A 24694-nucleotide genomic window follows, 5' to 3' on the forward strand; every position below is an offset into this window, starting at 1 on the left:
CCCGGAACTCTTGTGGAAATCCCTCTACCCTCGGTTTGAGACGCATGCTGCCGAGGGAGTGGGTGCCTCGTTTGTTCATTTCTTGAATCGCCGATACGCCCCTCCCGCCAGCACAAAGAGTCCCGCCGGCAGCCAGATCCACTGGATCTCGCTCGCCAGCACCTCCAGCCCGTAGGGCGCGAAGAATTCCGCAAGCCCGATGGGGGAAACCTTGACCGGACGCCAAGGCAGAAAATAGCGGCCGTTGTCGAAGGGCGCAAAGAAGGCGACGCCCAAGCCGCCGTCGGTCATCGCGTCCAGCACGCCGTGCGAGGCCGTGACCAGGAAGAAATGCGCGACCATGCCCCACCAGCGGCGCGAGCCACGCGGCGGCTCGGGGAACTCCGTCTCTACGACGAGGAGCCCGAGCAGCAGGGCGAAGACCAACGAATGGGTGAGCCCGCGGTGTCCGAGCGGATGGGCGTACTCGATCCCAAAAGCGAAGCCGATCACGTCCACGTCCGGCAGGAGCGCACAGCCGATCGAGAGCCACCAGAAGCGGGCCGGCAGGTTCCGCCCCGGATGCGCCCGACCGATTGCGAGCGCGACGACCGCATGCGAGAAGGCCGATGCCATGTCCGGTGAGGAGTCGGCCGGCCCGGCTGCCTGGCGCCTGAGCGGACGGGTTAGCGCGCCCGCTTCCCGCTGCCCCGGCTTCCCCCCACCGCCTCGCCCCAGCGGGCCAGGAACGTTGTGACGAAGGCATGTTCCTTGGCCGGCTCGACGGCGAGCGGCGCGAGCGCGAGTGCCACGGCCAGAGAAATATGGTATCCGACTGACCGGGAGGCCAGGGCCCGTTGGTAGGCCGGATGCGCCTGGTTGATCCAAACCGTGGACTCGACCAGCCGCGCCAGCTCCGGATCACCGGGGCGCTCCTCGAACTGAATGGTCAGACCGTACCGGGCCGGCCGCTTGGCGCCGCGCCCATCCGGCAGCCGCACGCCGCTAGGCGGCGCCTGTTCCCGGCTCGGTTCCGTCGGCTCACCCGGCTGGCCGTCCGGCTCGCGCGGAGGTTCCGGCTGGGCGGGCCGGGCTGGCGGTTCCGGTTCCACGGGAGCTAGACCTGACAGGCATATCGGTTCTGCCCCCGATTCCCTGCCACCGATCGGCAACCGCTTTTGCCCACCCGCACGCGGCTCGATCAGCGCAGCCAGCAGCGGGAAGTCCTGCGCCAGATCCTCCAGCACCCGTCCCAGGTCCCGCTCGAGCGGCCGCACCGCCCGCTGCCGGGCCTCCTCCGCCGGTTCGCGCATGTCGCCCCAGGCGTGGAGCTGCCGCGCGACTGCTTCCTGAAAGGCTTTGCGGTACGCGAGGTAGAGCGCACCGCGCTGGCCCGAGCGAATGAAATCACCCTTATTGAGCGTCAGGCAGGCGGCGAGGGCCGGCGCCTCGATTAGGCCACCGATCCGCTCCGGGGCGCTCGGCGTGAGCCCGAGCCAGTCCCAACCACGCTTGATGATCTTCCCGTACGTGCTGACGGCGAGCCCGCGTCGTTCCTCCGGAAGCGGCAGGCTGTCGCGGATCAGGTACCCCAGGGCCGACGGCTTGCGCTTCCGGGCCAGACGGATCTCCAGCACCGCCCGCTCTGCCGCGGCCCAGCCCTGGCGATCGAGCGGGGTCCCGTTGACCTCGATGGTAACCCCGTGCGGATACGCTCCGGCGAGCAGCGGCTCGACAGCAGGGTCCAGCAACGGCTGAAAATGCTTGCGGATGGCGGTTTCGATGAAGCCGGGATCGAGCAGGGGCGACAGTGCATTGTGGAGCGTCAGCCGGACAGCAGTGCCCCGCGTCGGCACGAGACCGGGCGGGGGCACCCATCTCCACGGAGCGCGATGACGCGAGGCGAGATGCCAACAGGAGGCCACGTGCGTCTGGCCGCGGCGCGTTTCGGTTAGGACCTCGGCACAGACAAGGAGACCGAGCTTGATCCCGACGCCTGCGAACCCGATGCCCTGCCCCCGGGTCTTGGTGCTCGCCGCAACGTCATGATAGCGAGCCAACTCGCGCCGTTGCATGCCAGTTCCATTGTCCACCACTGTCACGGTAGCCTGGGCCGGGTCAGCCGTCACGGCGATATGGCTGGCGCCCGAATCCAGCGAGTTGGCGATGATCTCCGTCAGAATCGTCTCCTCGATCGGCCCGGCATAGGCGTCGCGCAGGTCTTCGAGCAAGTGCAGCAGGTCCACACGCGTCTCGCCCAATGGCAGCTCCCTCCTTCAGGCGGCAGGACCAGCGCTTTGCCGAGCCGCAGGCTTGCCGGTCGCGCTTTGCTTGTAACGCATCTCGCAAGGAAAGACAACTGGACTTCCGGTGGAAGGTTCTCTATGATCGGCCCCGGCCTGCCGCCCACGGACCACTTCGGAGGGCTCCGCCATGACGGCCCCCTGTCGCCGCGCCCTTGCCCGGCTCCTCCTGCTCTGCCTGGCCGGCCTGCCCGCCTCAGGTGGGGTCCAGGCCCGCACCCTCATCCTCGAGGGCGCGCTCGCCTCTGCATTCCACGTCACGGACCAGGCTGTGATCGAGTTGCCAGCGGGAATCGAAGAATTCACCTATCACCTGGTCCCGCCGCCGTCCGTCACCACGAAGACCTCCAAGCAGGCGGTCGCGAACTACCGTTACCAGGCGACCCCCGCCCCCTCCGCCGTCCAGGAGCGGACCGACCCCTACGGCAATCGCGTCCTGGCGCTCGTCTGGCGCACGCCCGCGCCCGGGGAACTTCAGATCGTCAGCGAGTACGACGTGCGGGCGTCCGTGACGTTCGCCCCCGTGGCCGCCGTCGCGCCCTATCCCCTTCCCGCCTCCGCCATCCCGGCCGATGCGGCGCCCTACCTGAAACCCTCTGAGCAGGCCCAGGCCGACGACCCGGCCATCCGCGAGCTGGCCAATGGTCTCGTGAAGGGCGCGCGAACCCAAGGCGAGGCGGTGACCCGCCTGCTGTATTGGGTCGTGGATCACCTGCACTACACGCTAGAGCCGGCCGGCTACGACGCGCTGACCACCAAGCGGGAAGGCAAGGGTAACTGCCAGAATTACACGCACCTGGCGATCGCGCTCCTGCGCGCCGCGGGGATTCCGGCCCGGATGGTCCGGGGGCGCACGCTAGAGAAGCCCTGGGAGGTGGACGAAGACAACGGCCGGCGGCGCTGGACCGCCCGCTGGGCGGCCGGCCGCCACGCCTGGCTGGAGATCTACTACCCGGACCAGGGCTGGCTCATGTACGACAGCCAGGCCTCTCACCTGTTCGTCTCCACGCGGTTCATCCGGGTCGAGGTCGGACCGGACAACAAAGCGGCCCACACCGACGGGTTGATTACCTGGCGCACCCGGGGGTCGGCCAAGCCGAGGCTGGCGGACGTGCGGCTGGAGGCGCAATTCTCCCAAGACCAGGATGTCGTCAAGGCCCAGAAGGTGGAGTCCATGCCGCAGAAGCTCCTCTATGCGGCGAGCCTGGTGGTGCCGCCGGTGAACCCGAGCCCGCCGGCCGCGCCGCCGGCGCCCACGCCGGCTCCAGCCCCGGCCCCGCCCCCACCGAGCCCGCCCTCTCCGCCCCTTGCTGCACCTCCCCGCCCAAGCCGGCGCTGAGCCCCGAGCAGTTCGACTTTCCGGTGGTCTTCGGTAACCTGGAGTTCCCGCGCGAGATCCGACTCTTCGAGCCGGTCAAGACCGAGGGCGGCGGTCAGTTCTCACTCGAGCAGAACTACATGGTCGAGACCGCCGAGTACGTGACGGGCGACCAGCTCTATGCCCAGGCTCTGGAGCCCGAGCGGCCCGTCCTGGTCAAGGATTTTTCCCTTGCCCTGCACCGGTTCGGCGGAGAGAAGGGAGAGCTGTGGGTGGAGCTGTACGAAGACGGCGGAGACGGGCCGGGCCGGCTCGTCGCGACGAGCCGGCCCGTGCCGGCCGACGCGATCCGAACGCCGCCCACCCGCTACGAGTGGGTGCCCTTCTCCTTCGAGGACCGCCCGACGATCCTGCGCGAAGGGCGCCACTGGATCGTGCTCAAGCACACCGGCGATGCGATCGTGACCTGGTTCTACCTGTACGGGAAGGTCGTCAGCCCAGAGGACGGGACTCGGGCGCGGCCGCGCACGGCGACGGGGTCGGTCTGGAATCAGATCCTGAACATCGAGTTCAACTTCCGCTTGCGGGGCCTGATCACCGCTGGCTGACGCGTACTACGAGTGCTGGCGGGTCTTCAGTTCGACGATCTCCTCCACCTGGCGGTCCCGCTCCGCCCTGATCTGCTTGATCCGCCGCCAGCGATCCCAGGTCCACCACTTGAGCCGCGCCGCGAAGGTCACGGTCGGCGGCGGCACGTTGCCGGCCGGGGCCTGTTGAAACTCATAGCCCGGCATGCGGTCTTTGCTCTGCACGAACTCGGTGTATGGGTCGTTGAAAGGGCCCTGCTCGCTCATTCTCCTCCTCCCAGCAACCGTTCGAGCGTGACCCAGTCGGTCACAGGCCGAGAGCAGGTGAACTGCTGGCACACGTAGGCGGTGGGCCGGCCATCCACGGCCCGCTTGCCCTTCGCCGCGGCCGGCACAAAGCGCGCCGCCTCACCCGCTGCGCCATCTTCCACAAGCACGAGGGTCTTGTTGGGCAGGTAACGCCGGCCGACGACTGCGCGCATCTCCTGTAGGGCCGGATCCGTTCGCCGGCCGACCAGCACGATGTCCTGCGGCCCGCGCAGGTGCAAGTCCGCCGCGCAGAGCATGGCGGCCGATCCGTACGCATTCTGATCCATCTGTGCCCGGAACAGCCGCAGCGTCCGCTCGGCCCGGTCGCGATACCGGGGCTCCCCGGTGTAGGCCGACAGGCGGAGCAGCGCCAGAGCGGCCACCGCGTTGCCCGAGGGAACGGCGCTGTCCGTGCCGGGCTTCATCCGCTGGAGCAAGGCCTCGTGGTCGCTTCCGGTGAAGAAGAACCCGTCGCCCTCTGGATCCCAGAACCGGTCCAGCATCAGCTCGACCAGCTCGATCGCCCGCTCCAAATGAGCAAGCTCCGCCGTGGCCTCGAACGCGTCCACCAGCGCCGCCGCGAGGCAGGCGTAGTCGTCCAGATATGCGTTCAGCCGGCTGCGCCCCTCCGTGACCATCCGGGACAGCCGGCCGTCGCGGTACCCCCGATCGAGGAGGAAGGCCAGCGCCCGCTCGGCCTTCGCCAGATAGGCCGGCTCGGCCAGGGCTTGGTACGCATCGAGAAGGGCCGAGATCGCCAACGCATTCCAGCCCGTCAGGATCTTGTCGTCCAGCCCCGGCTTCACCCGCCGCTCGCGGACCTCCAGCAGCTTGTGTTTCGCCGGCGTCAAGAGCCGCTCAATCTCCTCCATCTCCTCCGGCGGCAGGCTCGCGTGACCGAGTCGGTTCAGAATGGACTTCCCCTCGAAGTTGCCGGTTTCGGTGACATCGTAGACCCGGCAGAACAACTCGCCCAGCTCAGTGCCCAGGACCGCCTTGACCTCCGCTGGCGTCCAGAGGAAGTACTTACCCTCCTCTCCTTCACTATCGGCGTCCTGGGCGGCGTAAAAGGCCCCGCCCGGCGCCGTCATCTCCCGGCTCAGATAGGCGATCGTCTCCTCGACCACCTGCCGGAACCGATCGTCGCCCGTCAGGCGCCACCCGTCCAGGTAGAGCCGGATGAGCTGGGCATTGTCGTAGAGCATCTTCTCGAAATGCGGAACCAGCCAGCGGGCGTCCACCGTGTAGCGGTGGAAGCCGCCACCCAGGTGATCGTAGAGCCCGCCCGCCGCCATCTTCCGGAGCGTATGGGTCACCAGATCGAGCGCGTCCCCGTCCTTGGTCCGGTTGTGGTGGCGCAGCAAGAGATTCAACGGCGCCGCCGTCGGGAACTTCGGCCCGTCGCCGAAGCCCCCGTGGACCGGATCGTAGAAGAAGCCGAGTTCCCGGACCGCTCCGTCGAGCAATGCCGCGCTCAGCGGCTCGCCGGACGGCTGTGGCACGCTGACCCGCCGCAGCCCGGCCCGCACCCGTTCGATGTTCGTCTGGATGTCGGCGGACCGGCCGTGGTAGGCCTCCGCGACGCTTTGCAGCACCTGGGGAAAGGCTGGCAGGTTGTAGCGGGGCACGGGCGGGAAGTAGGTGCCGCCGTAGAACGGCTCTTGATCCGGCGTCAGAAAGACGGTGAGCGGCCACCCACCGCTGCGCCCGGTGAAGACCTGGACCGCCTTCTGGTAGAGGTCGTCCAAGTCCGGCCGTTCCTCCCGGTCCACCTTGACGTTGACAAATCGCTCGTTCATCAACTGGGCGATGTCGGGGTTCTCGAAGCATTCGTGCGCCATCACGTGGCACCAGTGACAGGCCGAATAGCCGATGGACAGCAGGATGGGCTTGTCCTCCGCCTTGGCTCGCGCCAGCGCCTCCGCGCCCCAGGGGTACCAGTCCACGGGATTGTGGGCATGCTGCCGCAGGTAGGGACTGGCCTCTTGGACGAGGCGGTTGTTTGGAACGATCTGCTCCCGCTGGTCTCCCGTCTCGGTCACGGAAGGGTCCCCCTGATATCGCCATAGTACCCCGTCGGTTCTTGGGTCCGCAACGGCAGGGAGCCAGCCGGTGTGGTATAGTCCGGAGCGCTATGCCGCGCCTCCCCCACCCTCGGCCTTTCCTGAGCGCCGCCGTCCTGGCCGGTTGGCTGCTGACCGTAGGCTCGGTCGCCGCCACGGCCGCGGCTCAGCCCGTTGGGGACGACGGGCTGGGCCGCGCGCTCGCCCGGATCTCCGGCGCGCGGATGGCCGTGGACGTGGCCCGGCTGAGCGGCCCGGACTTCAACGGCCGCCAGACCGGGACAGCCGACGACCGGCGCTCGGCGCGCTTCGTTGCCCACCAGTGGGCCACGCTGGGGCTCCAGCCCGCCGGGTTCGAGCTGCTCCCGGAGGAGCCGGCCACGTCCTCGTCCCCGCCCGCCTCGTCCGGCGGCGCCTGGGCGCAGACGGAGCCCGTCCTGACGACGCACCTGGAGCCCGGATGCCGCGTCGAGCTGTCTCTAGGCGGCGAGCGCGTGGCCCTGCAGATAGGCGCCGATTACTTACCCATCCTGGATTCGCCGGCCGTCGGCGCAACCGCGCCGGTGGTCTTCGTCGGCTACGGAATCGCCGACCCGGCGCGCGGCCTTGACGAATACGAGGGACTGGACGTCCGCAACCGCGTCGTGCTGTTCCTGAGGGGCCAGCCTGAGTGGTACCCGGCTCCAATCACCCACGCCGACAAGGAACGGGCTGCGCGCGAACGGGGCGCGGTCGCCTTCCTGACCGCCACCGGGCCGCTGCTCTCGGCCTACGAGGCCCGGCGCGGCGTGACGGGCCAGCCGGCCGCCTTTTACGGAGGAGCGCCGGAGGGTGAGCGGCCACTGCCGGGCGCCTGGATCAGCACCGCCTTGGCCGAACGGCTTCTCGCCGCTCAGGGCCTCTCCTTGCGCGCAGCCCAGGAGCGGATCGCCTCGGCGCGCCAGCCGCAGTCGGTGGCGCTCGCCGCCCTGGTGTCCCTCCGCTGGGCCGCCGTCCAGGAGCCGGGCCGCCTCGTGAACGTGCTCGCGCTGCTGCCGGGCCGCGACCCCGCCAAGCAGCGGGAGACAGTCGTCCTGGGGGCGCACCGCGATCATTTCGGCCGCCAGGCCGGGCTCCTGTTCCCCGGCGCCGACGACAATGCGTCGGGCACAGCCGTGCTGCTCGAGATCGCCCGCGCGCTCACGGAAGCTGGTCTCAAGCCACGACGCCCGATCCTGTTTATTTCCTTCAGCGGGGAGGAACAGGGGCTGCTCGGCGCGCGGGCCTACGTCCGCCACCCGTCGCGGCCGCTGGCCAGCACACGAGGGATGGTCAACGTGGATCATGCCGGAGCGGGCAACGGACGGCTGACCGTCGGAGTGACGCAGATCCCGAAGGAGACAGCCGCGGAAGCCGGCCGCCGGGCGGGCTCGGCTGACAGGCTGGACCTGTACGGGTTCTTCCCGGGCGGGGATCACGTGCCCTTCAAGGAGGCGGGCGTCCCGACGGCGACCGTGGTGATCGGCGGGCCCCACCCGCACTTCCACCAGCCGACAGACACCGCGGACCGGATCAACCCGGACCTGCTGGCCTCGGTGGCCCGCTACGTGCTCGCTCTCACCTGGAGCCTGGCCGACGCCCCGTGATGGGGAGCCTGGCCGCCCGGCCTCATTTCACCGTGACCACTTCGATTGGCCCCTCCCGCCTGGCGACGCTGATGCCCACATCCTGGTCATAGCGCCGGAGCTGCAGGTCCACCGAGGCCTCGCCGACTCGCAGGTTGGTGATGCGCACCTGCTGCAGGAATTCCGGCAGCAGCGGGCGGACGAAGTAAAGCCGCCGTTCGGGCGCATGGATGGCAAGCCCGAGACAGGCCTGGAGGAGCAGGAACACGGAGGCGGCAGCCCAGGCCTGCGGGGCGCAGGCCACGGGATACAGCGTCAGGCTTTCGCCGGGTCTCCGGGGAAACCCACAGAAGAGCTCCGGCAGCCGGTGCTGATCCACAAACAGGCTGGCGTCGAAGAGGCCCGCGAGGACCCGCGCCACCAGGTCCTTAAAGCCGTAGCGGGCGAAGCCCGCGGCGATCAGGGCGTTGTCGTGCGGCCAGACGGACCCGTTGTGGTAAGACATGGGATTGTACCGAACCTCCGACGTCGCCACGGTGCGGATCCCCCAGCCGGAGAAGAAGTCGTCGCCCATGAACCCTTCGGCGAGCCGGCGGGCCCGCTCCGGGGCGGCGAGGCCGCTGAACAGGCAATGGCCCGGATTCGAGGTCCGAACGCGGCAGGGCTGCTTCCGCCCATCCAGCGCCAGCGCGTAAGTGGCGAGGTCCTCGCACCAGAAGACCTCTTCGAAGCGGTCCTTGAGTCGGTCGGCCTCCTGGTAAAGCCGGGCGGCCACCTGGCCCTGACCCAGCACCAAGGCCAGCTCGGCGGCCCGGCGCTTGGCCTCGTAGACGTACCCCTGCACCTCGCACAGGGCGATCGGCCCCTCGGCGAGCGTGCCGTCGGCGTGGAACACCGCGTCGTGCGCGTCCTTCCAGCCCTGGTTCGCAAGCCCTGTGGCAGATCGCCGCGCGTACTCCACGAAGCCGTCGCCGTCCCGATCGCCGTAGCGGTCCAGCCACCCCAGCGCGGCCTCGATGTTCGGCCAGATCGCCTTGATCAGGGCCAGGTCGCCGGTTCGCTCGTAATAGGCTCCGGCTAGGACCACGAAGAGCGGCGTGGCGTCCACCGTCCCGTAGTACCGCCCGAAGGGGATCTCGCCCAGTGCGGCCATCTCCCCCTTGCGCGCTTCGTGGAGGATCTTACCGGGCTCCGCGTCCCGCTCCGGATTCACGGTGGTCGCCTGTGTGGAGGCCAGGTAGGCGAGTACCCCGCGGGCGATCGCCGGATTGACCCAGAGACACTCCAGCGCCGTGATGATTCCGTCCCGCCCGAAAGGCGTGCTGAACCAGGGCACCCCGGCATAGGGGTAGACGCCCTCCCCGGTGTCAGTCACCATCATGTGCAGGTCGAGCCGGGAGCGATTCAGCCAGTCGTTGAACTGTTCGTTCGAAGTGTAAATGGCACAGTCTTCAGTCTGCGCGCGCCTGAGCGCCCGTCCGGCTTCGGCGGCCGCCTCTTCGTAGCCGATGACACAGGCGCGGCTCCCGGCGGCGTCGCAGGCGACCGTGATGTCGAACGTCGCTTCGCCCCGCGGCGGCAGGGCGGCCCGGAAGGTGGCTTTGGTGCCGGAGAGGGTCTCCGCCGCCGGCGCGCAAACAATCTTGGTTCTTCGGAGGAGACCGTCCAGTCCCTCGTAGGCCAGCGTGACCGAATCCCCGTCGACGATCGCGGGCAGCCTGTGCCCACGCCGGGACCGGGCGAACCCCCGCACCTCGAAGACATCGGCGAAGTCGGCTTCGAACCGCAAGGAGAAGGCGACCTCCACCGGCATCAGTCCAAAGTTGGCCAACCGGAGCCGATGGAAGCAGGTGCCCTGCCAGAGGAACGTGGACCGGCACAGATGGATCGTGCCCCTTGGGATCACGACCCGCCCGTGACGGTGCACATCGGCGTTCGTCAGGTCCACCGTGAAGAGGGCGTTGTCCTCCTTGATGGTCGAACTGAGCAGCAGGGGACGACCCTCCTGGAGTGACAGGCTGAGCCGGGAGAGGAACCGGGTGCCCTCATGGTAGAGCCCGAGCATCCCACGCCCAACCGGTTGGATGTCGCCATAGCGATCGAAGACCGCGAAGGTCTCGCCATGCTTGAGCACCCGGGTTCGGTCGTCGGCCATGGCGGATGTTGCCAGGATGTAGTACTCGTCCTTGATCTGGATGACCTCTTCCACCGACGCCTCCTCGTCCGGCCAGCCCGCCGTCGGCACGCGAACGCATCTCAGCCATTGATAGCCAACTCCCTCAGCTTTCGCAAGCGGGCAGAGGGGAATCTGGACGGCCAACCCGGTCGTTGGTGACAGGGGGTAGAGCGGAGAGCGACCGGATCCTGCCAGGATTAGCCTGCATTATTCATGGCGGTTCGTCGCGAAATCGCGGAGTCGCTTGGCGAGACGGGCGCGTGGAGCCGCGAAGGAAGGAGGCGTGCTCCCTGCAGCACGTTGACTGACTGAGCGGCGAGCCCGCCCGCCTGCGTGCTTGAAATTCGCACGCAGGCTTGTCGCAGCCGCGAATCTGCGGTTGCAGCAGAAGCGTTCATGAATAATGCAGGTTAGGGAATTTCGTCGAACGAGGACTCGATCGGCGGAGGCGGAGCAACCGTGCGCGGGGGCGGGGGAATGACGAGCGGCGAGCTGGCGAGGACGTTGGTCCCGGTCGACAAGGAGAAGGTGGTCTGGATGCCCCCGGAGATCAGCCCAACGCTGAGCTGGGGGCCGAGGGTCATCATCGAGCCGATCCACGTCTGGCCTGTGCTCATGTTGCGGAAGTTGTACGATTCGAAGGTTCCGAAGGTGTACATAAAGCCCTGCGTGCCCTGGCTATCAACGTACAGGTTCCCGCCCACTCCAACGAGGTTGTGCAGGGCCCCGACCCCGCCGTTGATCCCGCGCACGCCGGAGACGGCCTGGCCCCAGGCCGGACCATGCATGGCCAGCACGAGCCCAACCGCCAGCAGGAGACCACGCGCTTGGACGATGTCGGCAAAGAAGCGGTGACAGGGAACGGCAACCATGCGTATAGTATGGACCTCGGCCGCTCCAATAGCAAGGGGGATGTTATGGACAGAACGGCGCATTCTCGCGGACAGATGCTGCTACCGATGGGAGCGATCATCGGGCTGCTTGGCTGGGCGTGGGGGCTTGGCGCGTGGGCCGCGGAGCCGCCGAGCGCGCCGCCGCTCGAACGGCGCGAGCCGCTTTCCATCGCGGATGCGGTCTTGCGCGCCCTGCAGAACAACCTGGATATCACGATCAGCCGCCACACCAAGGAGAGCCGGGTCACGGACATCGTCTTCGAGCAGGCGAAGTTCGACCCGACCGTGAGCCTCAATGGCCAGTACAACCGCTCGGTCAGCCCGCTGAACCGGCCGTTCTTCGGACTCACGGGCCAGCAGCTCGCTGGCATCCAGAGTCTCGATCAAAACCAGTCGCAGGTCACGCTCGACGTGACTCAAAACCTCCTGACCGGCGCGAATTATGATTTGAACTACAGCCCGTCGCGCACCTTTGTCGCCGGCAACCCGGGCTTCCTGTTCAACCCCGGCTACCAGGCCGGGCTCGCCCTGACCCTGACGCAGCCGCTGCTGCGGAACTTCGGCCTGGACATCAACCGGACGTTCATCCGGGTCGCCCAGAACAATGCCAAAGTCGAGGAGCACGTCTTTTTCGACCGCGTGCTCACGGTCATTGCCACGGTGGAGCAGGCCTACTGGGAATTGGTCTTCGCCAACGAGAACCTGAAGGTGGCCAAGGCCGCGCTCAAGGCCGCCGAAGAGCTGCTCGCGAGCAACCGGGCGAAGGCCAAGGCGGGTGTCATGTCTATCGTGGACGTGCTCCAGGCCGAGGCAGCGGTCGCCTCACGGGTCGAGCAGATCCTCGTCGCCGAAAAAGCGATCCGCGACCAGGAGGACCAGCTCCGGCGCCTCCTGAACCCGTCCGAAGAGGAGCTGCGACAGGATGTGCGGGTGATCCCGACGGATCAACCGGTGCAGACGCTCGAACCCCTGAGCTTGCAGGAGGCCATTGACGTGGCGATCGAGCGGCGTCCGGAAGTGCTCCAGGCCAGCAAGAACGTCGAGACCAGTGAACTCAACGTCAAGTTCGCCAAGAACCAGCTCCTCCCGAACCTCTCGTTCCAAGGCACGACTGGGTTGGCCGGGCTCGGCAAAGACCCCGGCGACATGATCAGCCGAAACTTCGGGGGCGACTTCTACAACTACGGGGCCGGCCTGGTCCTGAGCTACCCCCTGGGCAACCGCGCCGCCGTGAGCCAGTACAACAAGCGCCAGCTCGAGGCGCGGAACGCGCAGGTGTCCCTCCAGAGCGCCCGGCAGCAGGTCATCGTCAGCGTGAAGGAGGCGGTCCGGCGCGTCCAGACCGACTTCAAACGCATCGAGACCACGCGCTCCGCGCGCATCCTGGCCGAGAAGCAGCTCCAGGCGGAGGTGGAGCGGCTGAACGTGGGGCTGAGCACCACCCGGTTCGTGCTCGACTTCCAGCGCGACCTGGCCATCGCACGGGGCAACGAGGCCCGGGCCATCGTGGACTACAACAAGTCCCTGTCCAATCTGGCCCGGGCCAAGGGGACGACGCTCGAGCGGTACCGGATCGAGCTGCAGTAGCGTCGCGGTGGACCGGAACCCCAGGGCATCCCAAACACGGTCGGGCGAGCCCCTGGAGCCTGAGCGGCTCGCAGGGGTGGCGTGGCTCCCGGTCGCGGCCACCGGCTCGTTCTATGTCCTGCCTGCAGACCTCCAAGGCGTCCTCGTGATCCAGTTCCTTCCCCAGGTCCTCGCCTACCTCGGCTTGGCCCTCTGGGCCGCGCGGAACCGCGGGGTCGCCGCACACCTCGGGCTCGGGCTGGCACTCCTAGGGCAGGGACTTCGCTGGGGCCTCCCGACCGGCCTAGCACTCGGGTGCCTGAACACCGCCGTGATCCTGTGGATCGTCCCGGCCTTGGGCGGGGACATCCAGTTCCTCCGCGAGACGCCCCACGCGCGCGTGCCGCCCGCCGTGATGCTGCCCTGGGCCATCACGCTCATTGCCGTCGGAGTCGAGCTGAACTTTCGGGGTTTCCTCCTGGGCCGACTTCTGGCCCTGTGGCAGAGTCCGCGCGGCTCACGCTATCATCGGGGGAGCGCGGCGCTCGCGATCGCGGTCTCCGCCCTTGTCTTTGCCTATGATCCGTTTCTGGTCGCCACGTTTCGCCACCTGCACTGGATCGCGGTCTGGGACGGAGCGGTCTGGGGGACCCTCCGCGTGGGGCTCGGCAACCTCTACGCGCCGATCGTGGCCCACGCCGTGGAGGTCCTGATCCTCTACAGCATCCTCCGGACGGTGCTGGCATGACACCCTCGTTCTCCTGCTCCCTGGTCAACGACCCCTTCGGAGATCCAGGGCTCTACGTGGAGATCAAGTGGGCCCGCCGCGCCCTGCTCTTCGATCTCGGGACGAACGAACCCCTGACGCCCAGCCGGCTGCTTCGAGCCCGCGACATCTTTGTCTCGCACACCCACATGGACCACTTCATCGGCTTCGACCGCGTCCTCCGCGTCGCCTTGGGCCGTGGGAAGACCCTACGCCTCTTCGGGCCGCCCGGCCTCATCGCCAACGTCGCCGGGAAGTTGCGCGGCTACACCTGGAACCTAGTGGACGGCTATCCCCTGCGGATCGAGGTCGTCGAGCTGCACCCCGAGGAGACCCGCTCGGCCTCTTTCGACGCCGCCGCGGGATTCCAACTCACCGAGCGGCCCCCGACGCCGCGGCTGGCGGCGCCGCCTGGGCGGCCCGCGCCCGTGCTGGAGGATCCCCAGTTCACGGTGAGCGCGGTGGAGCTGAATCACCGGATCCCCTCGCTGGCCTACTGCCTGGAGGAGCGCTTCCACGTAAACATCAACAAGGAGCGGCTGCACGCGGCGGGCCTCCCGGTCGGCTCCTGGCTCAAGGATGTCAAACAGTACCTCTGGGAGGGCCGCCCGGACGACTTCCGGTTCACCGCGACGCTCTACCTCGAGCACCGCCGGGAGGAGCGGGAATTTCGGCTGGGGGAGGTGCGCGACCGCTTCGTCACGATCACGCGTGGCCAGAAGATCGCCTACGTCGTGGACGCCCGCTACAACGACGAGAACGAGGCGAAGATCGTCGCGCTGGCGCGGCACGCCGACGTGTTCTACTGCGAAGCCCCCTACCTGGATCGGGACGCGGACAAGGCACGCGAACGCTACCACCTCACAGCCCGCCAGGCGGGGCTGCTAGCGGCCAAGGCCGGCGTCCGGCAGCTCGTCGTGTTTCATTTCTCCCCCCGCTATACAGGCATGGGCGACGCGATCGTCCGGGAGGCCATGGAGGCGTTTCGCGGAGCGGCCGCGCAACAGGAGACCACCTGATGAACGAGACGCTCAAGCTGGCGCTGTACTTCCTGCTCGGCGGCGCCATCGTCAGCCTGTCCACCTACGTCGGCGCCCAGGGCCGCGGTTTCCTCGCGGCCTTCGTCAGCACCTTTCCCGCGATCACGGGCGTGACCATCATCCTGATCTACCTGAACGGTGGCACCGCGCCCGCCCTGACCTATGCGAAGCACCTCCTGTGGTTCGTCCCGCCCTGGATCGCCTACGTCGGGTTTTTGATCCTCGGGATGGATCGGATCGGATTCTGGCCGACGATCGCCGGCGCGCTTGCGCTCTACACGGCACTGATCGCCGTGGTCAAGCTGGCGATCCGGTAGCCGGGTTCTCCTGACATACGTACCTCTGCTGGGGCTCCGGACGAGGGTTGGTCCAGACCGGCCCGACCAGACCGGGTCCTACCGGTCCGCCCGATTTGACAAAGCCGCGGCGAAGGACTAATATTTTTTGCTGAAATCCCAACGGGTTGCGAATCGACTAGCAAACCGATTGCCTGAGGAGGGTCATGGGGCCGAAACAGTGGGTGGTCTATGAAGCCGACCAGACGCGGCGCCGCGCGCTCGCGCAGGCGCTCGCGATCTCGCCAATCACCGCGGCGGTCCTCCTCGCGCGCGGGGTAACGACCGACGAACAGGCCCGTCGCTGGCTGGCCCCGCTGGAGGCTGTCCAGCACGATCCCTTTCTCCTGCCCGACATGGAGCGTGCAGTGGACCGTCTGCACCAGGCGATCCGCCGCGGGGAGCGCGTCTGCGTCTACGGCGACTACGACGTGGACGGCATGTGCGCGGCCAGCCTGTATCTGACCGTCTTCCGGGCCCTTGGCGCCGACGTCGTCGTGTACATCCCGCACCGTCTCCGGGAAGGCTACGGCCTCAACGGCCCAGCGCTCGAACGGTTGGCCCGGGAGGGCGTCACGCTGCTCGTGACTGCCGACTGTGGGACAACTGCCCATCGCGAGGTGGCACTGGCCACCTCGTTCGGGCTCGACGTCATCGTCACCGACCACCACCAGGCCGACGCCCTGCTGCCGCCTGCCAGCGCGGTGCTGAACCCCCACCGGGCCGACTCGGCCTATCCGTTCCGCGGTCTCTGCTCGGCGGCCCTGGCCTATAAGGTCGCCGTGGCCTACGCGAGGAAGTACGGCGATGGGGGCGAGGCCGGGGCAGCAATGGAGGAGACGCTGGACCTGGTCGCACTGGCCACGGTCGCGGACGTCGTCCCTCTGCAAGATGAGAACCGGCTCTTCGTCCAGGCCGGCCTCGCGCAGATCTCGCGAGGCGCCCGGCCGGGCCTCCGCGCGCTCAAAGCCGCGGCGGGGCTTGAGGGTGATCGCCCCTGCACGGCCAGCACCGTGGCCTTCAAGTTGGCGCCGCGGCTCAACGCGGCCGGCCGGCTGGCGCACGCCGAGACCGGCGTGCGGCTGCTCACGACCGAGAGCGAGCGCGAGGCCCATGAGCTCGCCAAGCACCTTGAGCAGCTCAACCGAGAACGGCAGCGGATCGAGGAGCAGACGACGGCGGAGGCCCTGGGGGGCGTTCCGGACGACGACGCGCCCGCGGCGATGGTCCTGGGCGCGCGCCACTGGCACCCCGGCGTCGTGGGCATCGTGGCCGCACGGCTCGTCGAGCGGTTTCACCGGCCCGCTGCCGTCCTCGCCATCGGGACGGATGGCCTTGCCAAGGGATCGGCCCGGAGCGTGCCGGGGTTCGACCTCTATGACGCCCTGCGCCAGTGCCGCGACGTCCTCGAGGGGTTCGGCGGCCATCCCTGCGCAGCCGGGTTGACGGTGCAGGAGGCCCGGTTGTCCGAGTTCCGGGAGCGGTTCACCGCGGTGGCCGCGGCCTGGGCGGGCCCGGAGCGGCGCGGGCCCGAGCTGCTGGTAGACGCGGAAGTGGCGTTGACGGACGTGGACCACCGGCTCGTCCGCGAGCTGGACCGCTTGCACCCGTTCGGCGCCGGCAACCCGGAGCCGACCTTCGCCGTTCGGAACCTCGCCGTTCTGGACCGGCGGGTCGTGGGCGAGCGCCACCTCAAGCTGACCGTCCGGCACGAGAACTCTGCGCCCTTCGAAAGCATCGGCTTTCGCATGGGCGCCTTGATCGAGCGGGGGCTGGAACCGGGCCAGGTTGTGGACATGGCCTTCGTCCCGGAGCTGAGCCGCTGGAACGGGCTGGATCGTATCCAGCTCCGGATCCGCGACCTCCGCGCCAGCCGGGCCGGCTGATACGAGCGATGCCTTACGACACCATCACAGACCTCGACCAGCTCCTGGCGAAGATCCAGGCCTACAACCCGGCCGCGGACGTGGATCTGGTGCGCAAGGCTTACGGCTTCTCCGCCAAGGCCCACGCGGGACAGACACGGCGGTCGGGGGAGCCCTACCTGCAGCATCCCCTCGCCGTCGCCGGCATCCTCACCTCGCTCCGCACCGACGTGGCCGCGATCGTCGCGGCCCTGCTCCACGACACGCTCGAGGACACGCTGGCGACACCCAAGGAGCTGGAGCAGGAATTCGGCAAGGACGTCCTGCGCCTCGTGGACGGCGTCACGAAGATCGGGAAGATCCCGTTCCGGAGCTACGAGGAGAAGCAAGCGGAGAACTTCCGCAAGATGGTGCTCTCGATGGCGGACGACATCCGGGTCGTCCTCATCAAGCTGGCCGACCGGCTCCACAACATGCGGACGCTGGAGCACCTGCACGAGGCCAAGCGGCGCCAGATCGCGCAGGAGACGATCGAGATCTACGCCCCGCTCGCCAACCGGCTCGGCATCGGCTGGATGAAGAACGAACTGGAGGACCTCTGCCTGAAGGCGCTCAAGCCGGACGTCTATGCGGCGCTCAAGCTACGCGTGGCCAAGCGGGACGAGGAGCGGCAGGAGTACATCAACGAGGTAATCCAGGTCGTCCGGCGGGCCCTCGCGGAGGCCGGGCTCACCGGCGAAGTGCATGGCCGCCCCAAGCACCTCTACGGGATCTACCAGAAGATGGAGCGGCAGGCGATCTCGTTTGAGGAGGTCTACGACCTCACCGCGATCCGCGTCATCACCGACACGAAGATGAATTGCTACGCGATCCTGGGGCTGATCCACTCGCTCTGGCGGCCGGTGCCGGGCCGGTTCAAGGACTACATCGCGATCCCGAAGTCGAACCTCTACCAGTCGCTCCACACCACCGTCGTCGGGCCGAAGGGCGAGCACGTCGAGTTCCAGATCCGGACCGAGGAGATGCACCGCGTGGCCGAGTACGGCATCGCGGCCCACTGGAAGTACAAGGAGCGCGGGCAGATTGACGACAAAGACGGCAAGGTCTTCTCCTGGCTCCGGCAGTTCGTCGAGTGGCACCAGGACCTCACGGATAACCGCCAGTTCATGGACACGGTCAAGCTGGACCTGTTCCACGACGTGGTGTACGTGTTCACCCCGAAGGGGATGGTCAAGGAGATGCCGCTCGGGTCCACGCCGGTGGACTTCGCGTACGCGATCCACACGGAGATCGGGGACCACTGCGTCGGCGCCAAGGTCAACGGGAAGATCGTCCCCCTCAAGCACCAACTCGCCAGCGGCGACACGGTGGAGATCCTCACCTCACCGACCCAGGTTCCGCACAAGGATTGGCTCAAGTTCGTCCGGACCCCGCGCGCAAAGAACAAGATCAAGCACTGGCTGCGCGTCGAGGAGCAGAAGCGCAGCGTGGAGATCGGGCGTCGGCTGTTGGAGCGGGAGTTCCGCCGCCACGATCTCGCGCCGGTGCAGCTCCTCAGATCCGAGCGACTCCTGCAGGCGGCCCGGGACCTCGGTTTCGACACGACGGACGAGTTGGCGGCCGCCGTCGGCTACGGCCGCCTGTCCGTGGCGCAGGTGCTCCACCGGCTGCTGCCCGCTCCGGCTGAGACCGCGCGGCCCGCACCGACCGAGGAGGCGCCAGCGCGCCATCCGGCCGGAAAGCAGGAAGAGAAAGCTGTCAAGGTCAAGGGCGGCCAGGATCTGCTGATGCAGCTCTCCCGCTGCTGCAATCCGGTCCCCGGCGACCGGATCATGGGCTACATCACGCGGGGCCGCGGCCTCACGATCCATTCGGTGGGCTGCCCGAACCTGGAGGCACTGGACTACGACCGGGACCGGCTCGTCGAGGTCGAGTGGGACACCACCGCGCCGAGCACCCACGCGGTCAAGCTGTCCGTGCTCACGGTGGACAAGCCCGGGGTGCTGGCCAACGTGTCCTCGTCCATCTCGGAGTGCGAGGCGAACATCAGCCGAGCGGAGATCACGACACGGGAAGACCGGAAAGCCGTCCTGGACTTCGTGATCCAGGTCACCGACACGGCCCACCTGGACCGCGTGTTGAAGGCCATCGAGCGGGTGGACGGGGTGATCACCGCGCGGCGAATCCGCGCCTGGCAGGAACGCTAGGGAAGGTCAAACTTGAGCGTCACGCCGCGGTGCAGCTTCAGGCTATCCGCGACACCCGCCGCCACCTCGAGCACGTACCGCGCCGGCTCGTTGGGCTGGTAGTTCGGGCAGCCGTCGTCGGTCCTCGTGCAGATCGGGACGTTCCGCTCCACGTGGACGATCTTCTTGGTCCCGTCTAGCCAGATGATGTCCAGCCGGATCTTCGTGTTTTTCATCCAGAAGCTCCAGGGCTGGGCCTCCGGAAACGTGAACAGCATGCCGCGGTCTCTCGGGAGCGACTCCCTGCCCATGAGCCCCCGCGCCCGCGTCTCGGTCGTGTCCGCCACTTCGGCGACGATCGTGCCGCCCTGCGGCGTGAGGACGGTCACCTCCCGCATCGTCGTGGGGCCGGCGGATCCCGCCCATCCCGGCTCCGCGGCGAGTGGAAGAGCCCAGAGCAGAGTCGCAACGGCGCGCAGCCAGAATGACCGGCGAAGGCTGGCAGCGGATCTTGCACCTGCGCTGGGCACGGAGGCATCGTACGCAGCCCGCCCCGGGCTGTCAAGGCAGGCCTCGATTGACAATCCCCCGGCAGGACGCTACGGTGGCTCCCCATGGAACGCGACTGGGTCGCCCACTACGACCCTGATGTCCCGCCCACACTGACCTATCCGGACTGGGTCGTGCCCGACCTCCTGCGCGAGGCCGCCGCGCGGTTTCCCGACCGGCCAGCGATCCGGTTCTACGGCCGGACGATCTCCTACCGGGAACTTGACACCCTGGCCTCCCGCTTTGCCCAGGCCGTGGCAGGGCTGGGGGTCCGCCCGGGCGACACCGTGGGGATCATGCTTCCGAACCTCCCGCAGACGATCCTGGCCTATTACGGCTGCCTCCAGGCCGGGGCAATCGTCACGATGATCAACCCGCTCTATGTCGAGTCCGAGATCGCCTACCAGGCCACGGACGCGGGATGCGAGACGCTGCTCGCGCTCGACCAGTTTTACCCGCGCATCGCCCCCTTGCTCCATCGTTCCTGCCTGAAGCGGCTGATCGTGACCGGGGTCGCCGACTTCCTACCCTGGTTGAAACGGCTGCTCTATCCGCTCAAGGCAAGGCGCCAGCGACAGGGTCCCCCGACAGCCGTGCCGCCGGACGTCCTCCGGCTGCGCGGATTGCTGCGCGAGGCCCGCACCGGGCCGGCGATCCGTGTGCGCCCGGACGACATCGCCCTGCTGCAGTACACGGGCGGCACGACGGGGCGGCCCAAAGGTGTCGTGCTGACGCACCGCAATCTCATCTGCAACACCTGGCAGTGCAAGAGCTGGATGCCCTCCCTGCGCGAGGGCGCCGAGGTATTCCTGGCGGTCCTGCCGTTCTTTCACGTCTACGGGTTGAGCGCCTGCCTGAACCTCGCCGTCAGCGTGGGCGGCTGCCTCGTCCTCCTGCCGCGCTTTCAGGCCTCCGAGGTGCTGGAGGCCATCGCGCGCGAGCGGGTGACCGTCTTCCCGGGCATTCCGGCGATGTACGCTGCCATCAACAACGACCACCGCCTGGACCGCTACGACCTCCGGTCCGTTCGGCTCTGCATCAGCGGCGCGGGCCCGCTTCCCGCTCCCGTTCAGGAGCGGTTTGAATCGCTCACCGGCGCGCGGCTGGTGGAAGGCTACGGGCTGACGGAGGCCGGCCCCGTCACCCACGTCAACCCGATCACGGGCCGCGGCGGCGAGCGCCCACGGCGCAGCATCGGCCTGCCCCTGCCGGACACCGACGCCAAGATCATGGACGCGGAGGCGGGCGAGCGCGAGCTCCCGATCGAGGAGGTCGGGGAACTGGCGGTCCGCGGCCCTCAGGTCATGCAGGGCTACTGGAAGCGCGAGGAGGAGACCCGGCTCGTCCTCCGGGATGGCTGGCTCTATACGGGCGACATGGCCAGGCGGGACGCGGCAGGGTACTTCTACATCCAGGACCGGAAGAAGGACATGATCAAATCGGGGGGCGAGAACGTCTATCCGCGGGAGGTCGAGGAGGTGCTGCTGCGCCACCCGAAGGTCAAGGAGACGGTCGTCGTCGGCATCCCGCAGGGGCTCCGCGGCGAGCTGATCAAGGCGTATGTCGTCCTGAAGGAAGGTGAGCGGGCCTCGCCGGCCGAGCTGCTGGAGCACTGCCGGAAAGACCTGGCGAAGTTCAAGGTTCCCAAGCGCATCGAGTTCCGGACCGAGCTGCCCAAGACCCTCGTCGGAAAGGTGCTCCGGCGCGTGTTGGTCGAGGAGGAGCTGAAGAGGAGCGCGGCAGGGGGCAGCGACCGAGAAGACAGTGAGCCAGACTAGCCCCCGGTTGCTTTCCGGCGCGTGCCTGTGTCATCCTAAAGCCCGATGCAGGTGGCCGGGGCGAGCGAGGACCGCGATGAAAGAAAAGCGACTGGTGCACTACAAGAAGGGCGTCTTCGTCTGCCCAAAATGCAAGCAAACGTACGTGCAGGAGAAATGGATCGAGGAATGGCGCATCCGCTGCCATAAGTGCGACTACCGTGGGTCGCTGACGGAAGTGTCTGTCGAAGAGCACATGGACGAGGAGACGTTCCGACGTTGAGCGTCGGCCCCGCGATTTCCGTTCGGCTCGAATCCCTGTCCACTTGCAGGCCTCATGTGTCCCCGCCCGTTACGACCGCCCACCACCCATTCGCTAAACCGGGTTAGTCAGGCGCGGACTTGTCGAACCCGTCACTCTTGCCGAGGTCCACTATGAGTCGGAAGCTGGCTCTTCCGTTCCTCGTCGCCTGGCTCGCGCCGGTTGCCGCGGCGGCCGCGGAGCCGCCCGGGATCATCACGGTTCTCGTGGCGTACCATTCGATGACCGGCAACACCCAGAAGATGGCTCAGAGCGTCGCGGACGGCGCACGACAGGTGCCCGGCACAGCGGTCGTGCTGAAGTCCGTCGGCCAGGTGACCGCCGAGGACCTCTTCTCCGCCGACGCGGTCGTGGTCGGCACACCGGTCTACTGGTCCAACATGGCCGGGCCGGTCAAGACCTTCTTCGACGACTGGCAGCTCAAGTTCGGCGTGTTCCCCGAGTTCAAGATGCGGAACAAGGTCGGCGCGGCCTTCGCCACCGGCGGGCAAGTGTCCAGCGGGAAGGAGGTGGCGATGCTCACGATCCTGGCGGCCATGTTGGGCAACCAGATGATCGTGGTCAGCGGAGGCGGCGCCTTCGGTGCCTCCGCGACCACAGAGGGGGATAGCCCGGGCGTTGACGAGAAGGAATTGGCCGGTGCGCGAGCCCTCGGCCAACGGGTGGCTGAGGTCACCTGGATGGTCAAGCGGGGGAGGCGAGACTGTCTGCCAGAAATCAACCGATAGGGGGCGGTCCCGACCACAGCGACGGAGGGGCGCCGGGGGCGAGGCTCCCAAGGAGGGGTCAAAGCCTGCACCGGGTGCGATCGGCGCCGCACGCAGCCCGGCCTGACGCGATCGCCACCAACTCGTGAATGTTACGCGCGCAACGCCCGCAACATTCGTCGTCATCCAATCCCAGCTTCTTCACCAATGCGGTCGAATCCACGTGCCCAGCCCGCCCGGCTTGCCTGACGTCGGCTTCCGTAAGCCCTTTGCAGAGGCAGACATACATAGGATGGCGTCTCCTGTATGCAGTGCCGTATGTCCAACGAGGAAGAGAACGATAATGATAACCGTTCTCATCTATACGCGTATTCTACCGGCGCCGCTGCCTCCTGTCAAGCATCTTTTTTCTGGAGAGCCGGCCTGCCTAAGCCGGCAGGAACAGGTGCGGGGTGGCCGGCTAGTCCACCGTCCGAGCTAGCTCCTCGACCATAGCCCGGATCGTGTCGAAGCCCGCCTGCCAGAACGCCTCCGAGCGCATGTCAATGCCGATCTCGCCGAGGAGCGCCTCCGGGCTCCTCGACCCACCGGCGGCCAGTAAGTTGAGATAGTTCGGCACAAAGGCAGCGCCCTCCTGCTTATATCGGTGATAGAGGGCCAGCACCAGCAGGTTGCCGAAGCTGTAGGCATAGCAGTAGAAGGGACTGCCGAAGAGATGCGGAATCGTCAGCCATTCCCACCGGAACTCGTCCGGCACTGTCACCGCTTTTCCGAACTGCTCGCGGAGATTGGCCAGATAGACCGCGGCTAGATCCTGCACAGACGCGCCGTTCGCGATCATCTCGTGAGCGGCTTTTTCGAACAGCACGAAATAGGCCTGGCGCATGATGGTCGCGTACATGTCGTCGAGCTGGGCCAGGAGGAGCCCTTGCCGGACCGCCCGGCTGGACTCCTGGGCCATGAGCGCGTCCGAGAGAATCCGCTCCCCGAACACCGAGGCGGTCTCCGCCAGCGGGAGGGTCGCGTGGAAGGTGAACACGGAATGGTCGGCCGCCATCATTGCGTGCACCGCATGGCCCAGTTCGTGAGCCAGCGTGGCCACGTCGCGCGCTTCGCCCGTAAAGTTCAACAAGACATAAGGCGTCAGGCCGGGCGCGATACTGTAGCAATAAGCACCGCTGAGCTTGCCCGGCAAAGTCCGCGCATCAATGTGGCGCTCGGCGAACACGCGCTCCGCCAGATCGGCCAGCCGGGGCGAGAAGCTCCGATAGGCGTCCAGGACCATCCGGACCGCGTCCGCATACCGGTACCGCTTGCGGTCCGCCCGATGTGGGGCATAGATGTGGTAACGGTTCATCAGCTTGATCCTGCAGAGCCGCGCCTTGATCCGGAAGTACTCCTGGAACACCCCCGCATTTTTCGTACATACTGCCAGGAGGGCGTCCACCGCCTGGTCTGGAACATCGTTCCCCAGGTTCCTGGCCGCGATGGGAGTGGCGTATTTCCGCAACTCCAGGTTCTCGCTCTTCCAGTCGTTGACCAGCGCCGTGTAGGCCTCCCCGATGACGTCGCTTTGGGCGGCGAACACGCGGTAGAGCTCTTTGTAAGCTCGCTCCCGGAGCGCCCCCCGCGGACTGCGCAGGAAAGCGGCCAGGTGTTCCCGGGTCAGGGACTTCCGCTTCCCGTTGACGGTCAACGTGAAGGTGAACCCATTGGTCAGAACGTCATAGAGGGTGTTGATCGCGCTCCGGCCGGTTGAGTTCTTCAGGTTGATGATCTTCTCTTCCGACTCCGAGAGCGTATGGTCCCTGAACCGGCGGATGGACTCCAGGTGATACCGGTAGTCGCCTGAGACAGCCAGAAGCCTGGCTGCATTCTCCTCGTCCAGCTTCTGCCACCAGAGATCGAAAAATAGGGTGCGATTCTGAAGCGCGGTCAACCGCTCCTCCACCCTGGACTTGAACGCCCGCGCCTGCGGATTCTTGGTGTCCTCGGAGAACCACAAATAGGCGTATGCGCCAAGCTTGGCCGCGCGGACCGCGATATCCTCGTTCTGCTTGAGGAGCGTCAGAAAGTCCTGCTCGGACAGTCCGGGGCTTAGCCGCGCCCGCCAGGACTCGAATTCCACGATCCGGCCGTCAAGATCCTTGACCAATCCCCCGAATTCCGCCACGGGATCTTGGAACAGATGGGTCAGGTCCCACCGCTCCGGGCCCATTGTGGCGCTCTGCGATGAGGCCTTCATGCTCATCCGCTTCATCAGCGTCCGCTTCATGCTGCCTCCCCAAACCGCATCGTAGTCTGGGAAATCATACCACCCCCTGTCAGGCTTCATAAAATGCATTTTTCTTTTTGTTTTATAATAACTT

Annotated in this window: 21 protein-coding genes; 12 read left to right on the forward strand and 9 right to left on the reverse strand. The window is 67.3% G+C overall.

Annotated elements, in window-relative coordinates; genetic code table 11:
* Positions 1–75: 75 nt before the first annotated feature.
* Positions 76–615: a metal-dependent hydrolase gene (locus ACWHYQ_RS17220; RefSeq protein WP_447973335.1), complete on the reverse strand. Its 540-nt coding sequence runs from the start codon at positions 613–615 to the stop codon at positions 76–78.
* 50 nt (positions 616–665) lie between these two features.
* Entirely contained in the window at positions 666–2240 is a 1575-nt protein-coding gene (locus ACWHYQ_RS17225; protein WP_447973336.1) for an ATP-binding protein, read from the reverse strand.
* 172 nt (positions 2241–2412) lie between these two features.
* Between ACWHYQ_RS17225 and ACWHYQ_RS17230 the strand changes: the two genes are divergently transcribed.
* Entirely contained in the window at positions 2413–3621 is a 1209-nt protein-coding gene (locus tag ACWHYQ_RS17230) for a transglutaminase domain-containing protein (protein ID WP_447973337.1), read from the forward strand.
* Between the two features lie 23 nt (positions 3622–3644).
* Positions 3645–4208 (forward strand): hypothetical protein, encoded by a 564-nt coding sequence (locus ACWHYQ_RS17235; RefSeq protein WP_447973338.1) that lies wholly within the window; start codon positions 3645–3647, stop codon positions 4206–4208.
* Between the two features lie 6 nt (positions 4209–4214).
* On the opposite strand, the gene ACWHYQ_RS17240 is transcribed toward ACWHYQ_RS17235, so the two are convergent.
* A complete protein-coding gene (locus ACWHYQ_RS17240; RefSeq protein ID WP_447973339.1) occupies positions 4215–4454 on the reverse strand; it encodes a hypothetical protein in 240 nt (79 codons plus the stop codon).
* Positions 4451–6538, reverse strand: coding sequence for a thioredoxin domain-containing protein (locus ACWHYQ_RS17245; protein WP_447973340.1), 2088 nt, complete (start codon positions 6536–6538; stop codon positions 4451–4453). Before ACWHYQ_RS17245 ends, ACWHYQ_RS17240 begins: the two co-directional genes overlap by 4 nt.
* A gap of 92 nt (positions 6539–6630) precedes the next feature.
* On the opposite strand from ACWHYQ_RS17245, the gene ACWHYQ_RS17250 reads away from it, so the two are divergent.
* Positions 6631–8184 carry a M20/M25/M40 family metallo-hydrolase gene (locus ACWHYQ_RS17250; RefSeq protein WP_447973341.1) on the forward strand — a complete coding sequence of 518 codons (1554 nt, stop codon included), beginning with the start codon at positions 6631–6633 and terminating at the stop codon, positions 8182–8184.
* A gap of 22 nt (positions 8185–8206) precedes the next feature.
* On the opposite strand, the gene ACWHYQ_RS17255 is transcribed toward ACWHYQ_RS17250, so the two are convergent.
* Positions 8207–10318, reverse strand: a complete 2112-nt coding sequence (locus ACWHYQ_RS17255; RefSeq protein WP_447975585.1) for an amylo-alpha-1,6-glucosidase — start codon at positions 10316–10318, stop codon at positions 8207–8209.
* 431 nt (positions 10319–10749) lie between these two features.
* Positions 10750–11211 carry a hypothetical protein gene (locus tag ACWHYQ_RS17260; RefSeq protein WP_447973342.1) on the reverse strand — a complete coding sequence of 154 codons (462 nt, stop codon included), beginning with the start codon at positions 11209–11211 and terminating at the stop codon, positions 10750–10752.
* Positions 11212–11298: 87 nt separating this feature from the next.
* Between ACWHYQ_RS17260 and ACWHYQ_RS17265 the strand changes: the two genes are divergently transcribed.
* The 6 genes from ACWHYQ_RS17265 (at position 11299) to ACWHYQ_RS17290 (ending at position 19011) form a co-directional block, all read left to right on the forward strand.
* A complete protein-coding gene (locus ACWHYQ_RS17265; protein ID WP_447973343.1) occupies positions 11299–12819 on the forward strand; it encodes a TolC family protein in 1521 nt (506 codons plus the stop codon).
* Positions 12820–12895: 76 nt separating this feature from the next.
* The gene (locus ACWHYQ_RS17270) at positions 12896–13546 is read left to right on the forward strand and encodes a CPBP family glutamic-type intramembrane protease (RefSeq protein ID WP_447973344.1); all 651 of its coding nucleotides are present in this window, start codon (positions 12896–12898) and stop codon (positions 13544–13546) included.
* Complete coding sequence (locus tag ACWHYQ_RS17275; protein WP_447973345.1) at positions 13543–14583, forward strand: ribonuclease Z; 1041 nt, start codon at positions 13543–13545, stop codon at positions 14581–14583. The genes ACWHYQ_RS17270 and ACWHYQ_RS17275 overlap by 4 nt, the downstream gene beginning before the upstream one ends.
* Entirely contained in the window at positions 14583–14921 is a 339-nt protein-coding gene (locus ACWHYQ_RS17280; protein WP_447973346.1) for a DUF3147 domain-containing protein, read from the forward strand. The genes ACWHYQ_RS17275 and ACWHYQ_RS17280 overlap by 1 nt, the downstream gene beginning before the upstream one ends.
* A 185-nt stretch (positions 14922–15106) precedes the next feature.
* Complete coding sequence (recJ, locus tag ACWHYQ_RS17285) at positions 15107–16825, forward strand: single-stranded-DNA-specific exonuclease RecJ (protein ID WP_447973347.1); 1719 nt, start codon at positions 15107–15109, stop codon at positions 16823–16825.
* An 8-nt stretch (positions 16826–16833) separates the two neighbouring features.
* Positions 16834–19011, forward strand: a complete 2178-nt coding sequence (locus tag ACWHYQ_RS17290) for a RelA/SpoT family protein (protein ID WP_447973348.1) — start codon at positions 16834–16836, stop codon at positions 19009–19011.
* Here ACWHYQ_RS17290 and ACWHYQ_RS17295 read toward each other — a convergent pair.
* Positions 19008–19379, reverse strand: coding sequence for a DUF192 domain-containing protein (locus tag ACWHYQ_RS17295; protein WP_447973349.1), 372 nt, complete (start codon positions 19377–19379; stop codon positions 19008–19010). The genes ACWHYQ_RS17290 and ACWHYQ_RS17295 overlap by 4 nt on opposite strands.
* 225 nt (positions 19380–19604) lie before the next feature.
* Here ACWHYQ_RS17295 and ACWHYQ_RS17300 point away from each other — a divergent pair, with 225 nt between their 5' ends.
* The 3 genes from ACWHYQ_RS17300 (at position 19605) to ACWHYQ_RS17310 (ending at position 22346) form a co-directional block, all read left to right on the forward strand.
* On the forward strand, positions 19605–21317 hold the full coding sequence (locus ACWHYQ_RS17300) for a long-chain-fatty-acid--CoA ligase (RefSeq protein ID WP_447973350.1): 1713 nt from the start codon (positions 19605–19607) through the stop codon (positions 21315–21317).
* 76 nt (positions 21318–21393) lie between these two features.
* Positions 21394–21579 (forward strand): hypothetical protein, encoded by a 186-nt coding sequence (locus ACWHYQ_RS17305; protein ID WP_447973351.1) that lies wholly within the window; start codon positions 21394–21396, stop codon positions 21577–21579.
* Positions 21580–21731: 152 nt separating this feature from the next.
* Positions 21732–22346 carry a flavodoxin family protein gene (locus ACWHYQ_RS17310; RefSeq protein ID WP_447973352.1) on the forward strand — a complete coding sequence of 205 codons (615 nt, stop codon included), beginning with the start codon at positions 21732–21734 and terminating at the stop codon, positions 22344–22346.
* A 58-nt stretch (positions 22347–22404) separates the two neighbouring features.
* On the opposite strand, the gene ACWHYQ_RS17315 is transcribed toward ACWHYQ_RS17310, so the two are convergent.
* Positions 22405–22614 (reverse strand): (2Fe-2S)-binding protein, encoded by a 210-nt coding sequence (locus tag ACWHYQ_RS17315; RefSeq protein ID WP_447973353.1) that lies wholly within the window; start codon positions 22612–22614, stop codon positions 22405–22407.
* A gap of 171 nt (positions 22615–22785) precedes the next feature.
* Positions 22786–24600: a M3 family oligoendopeptidase gene (locus ACWHYQ_RS17320; RefSeq protein ID WP_447973354.1), complete on the reverse strand. Its 1815-nt coding sequence runs from the start codon at positions 24598–24600 to the stop codon at positions 22786–22788.
* Positions 24601–24694 lie beyond the last annotated feature (94 nt).

The organism is Nitrospira sp. Kam-Ns4a, assembly GCF_965152595.1.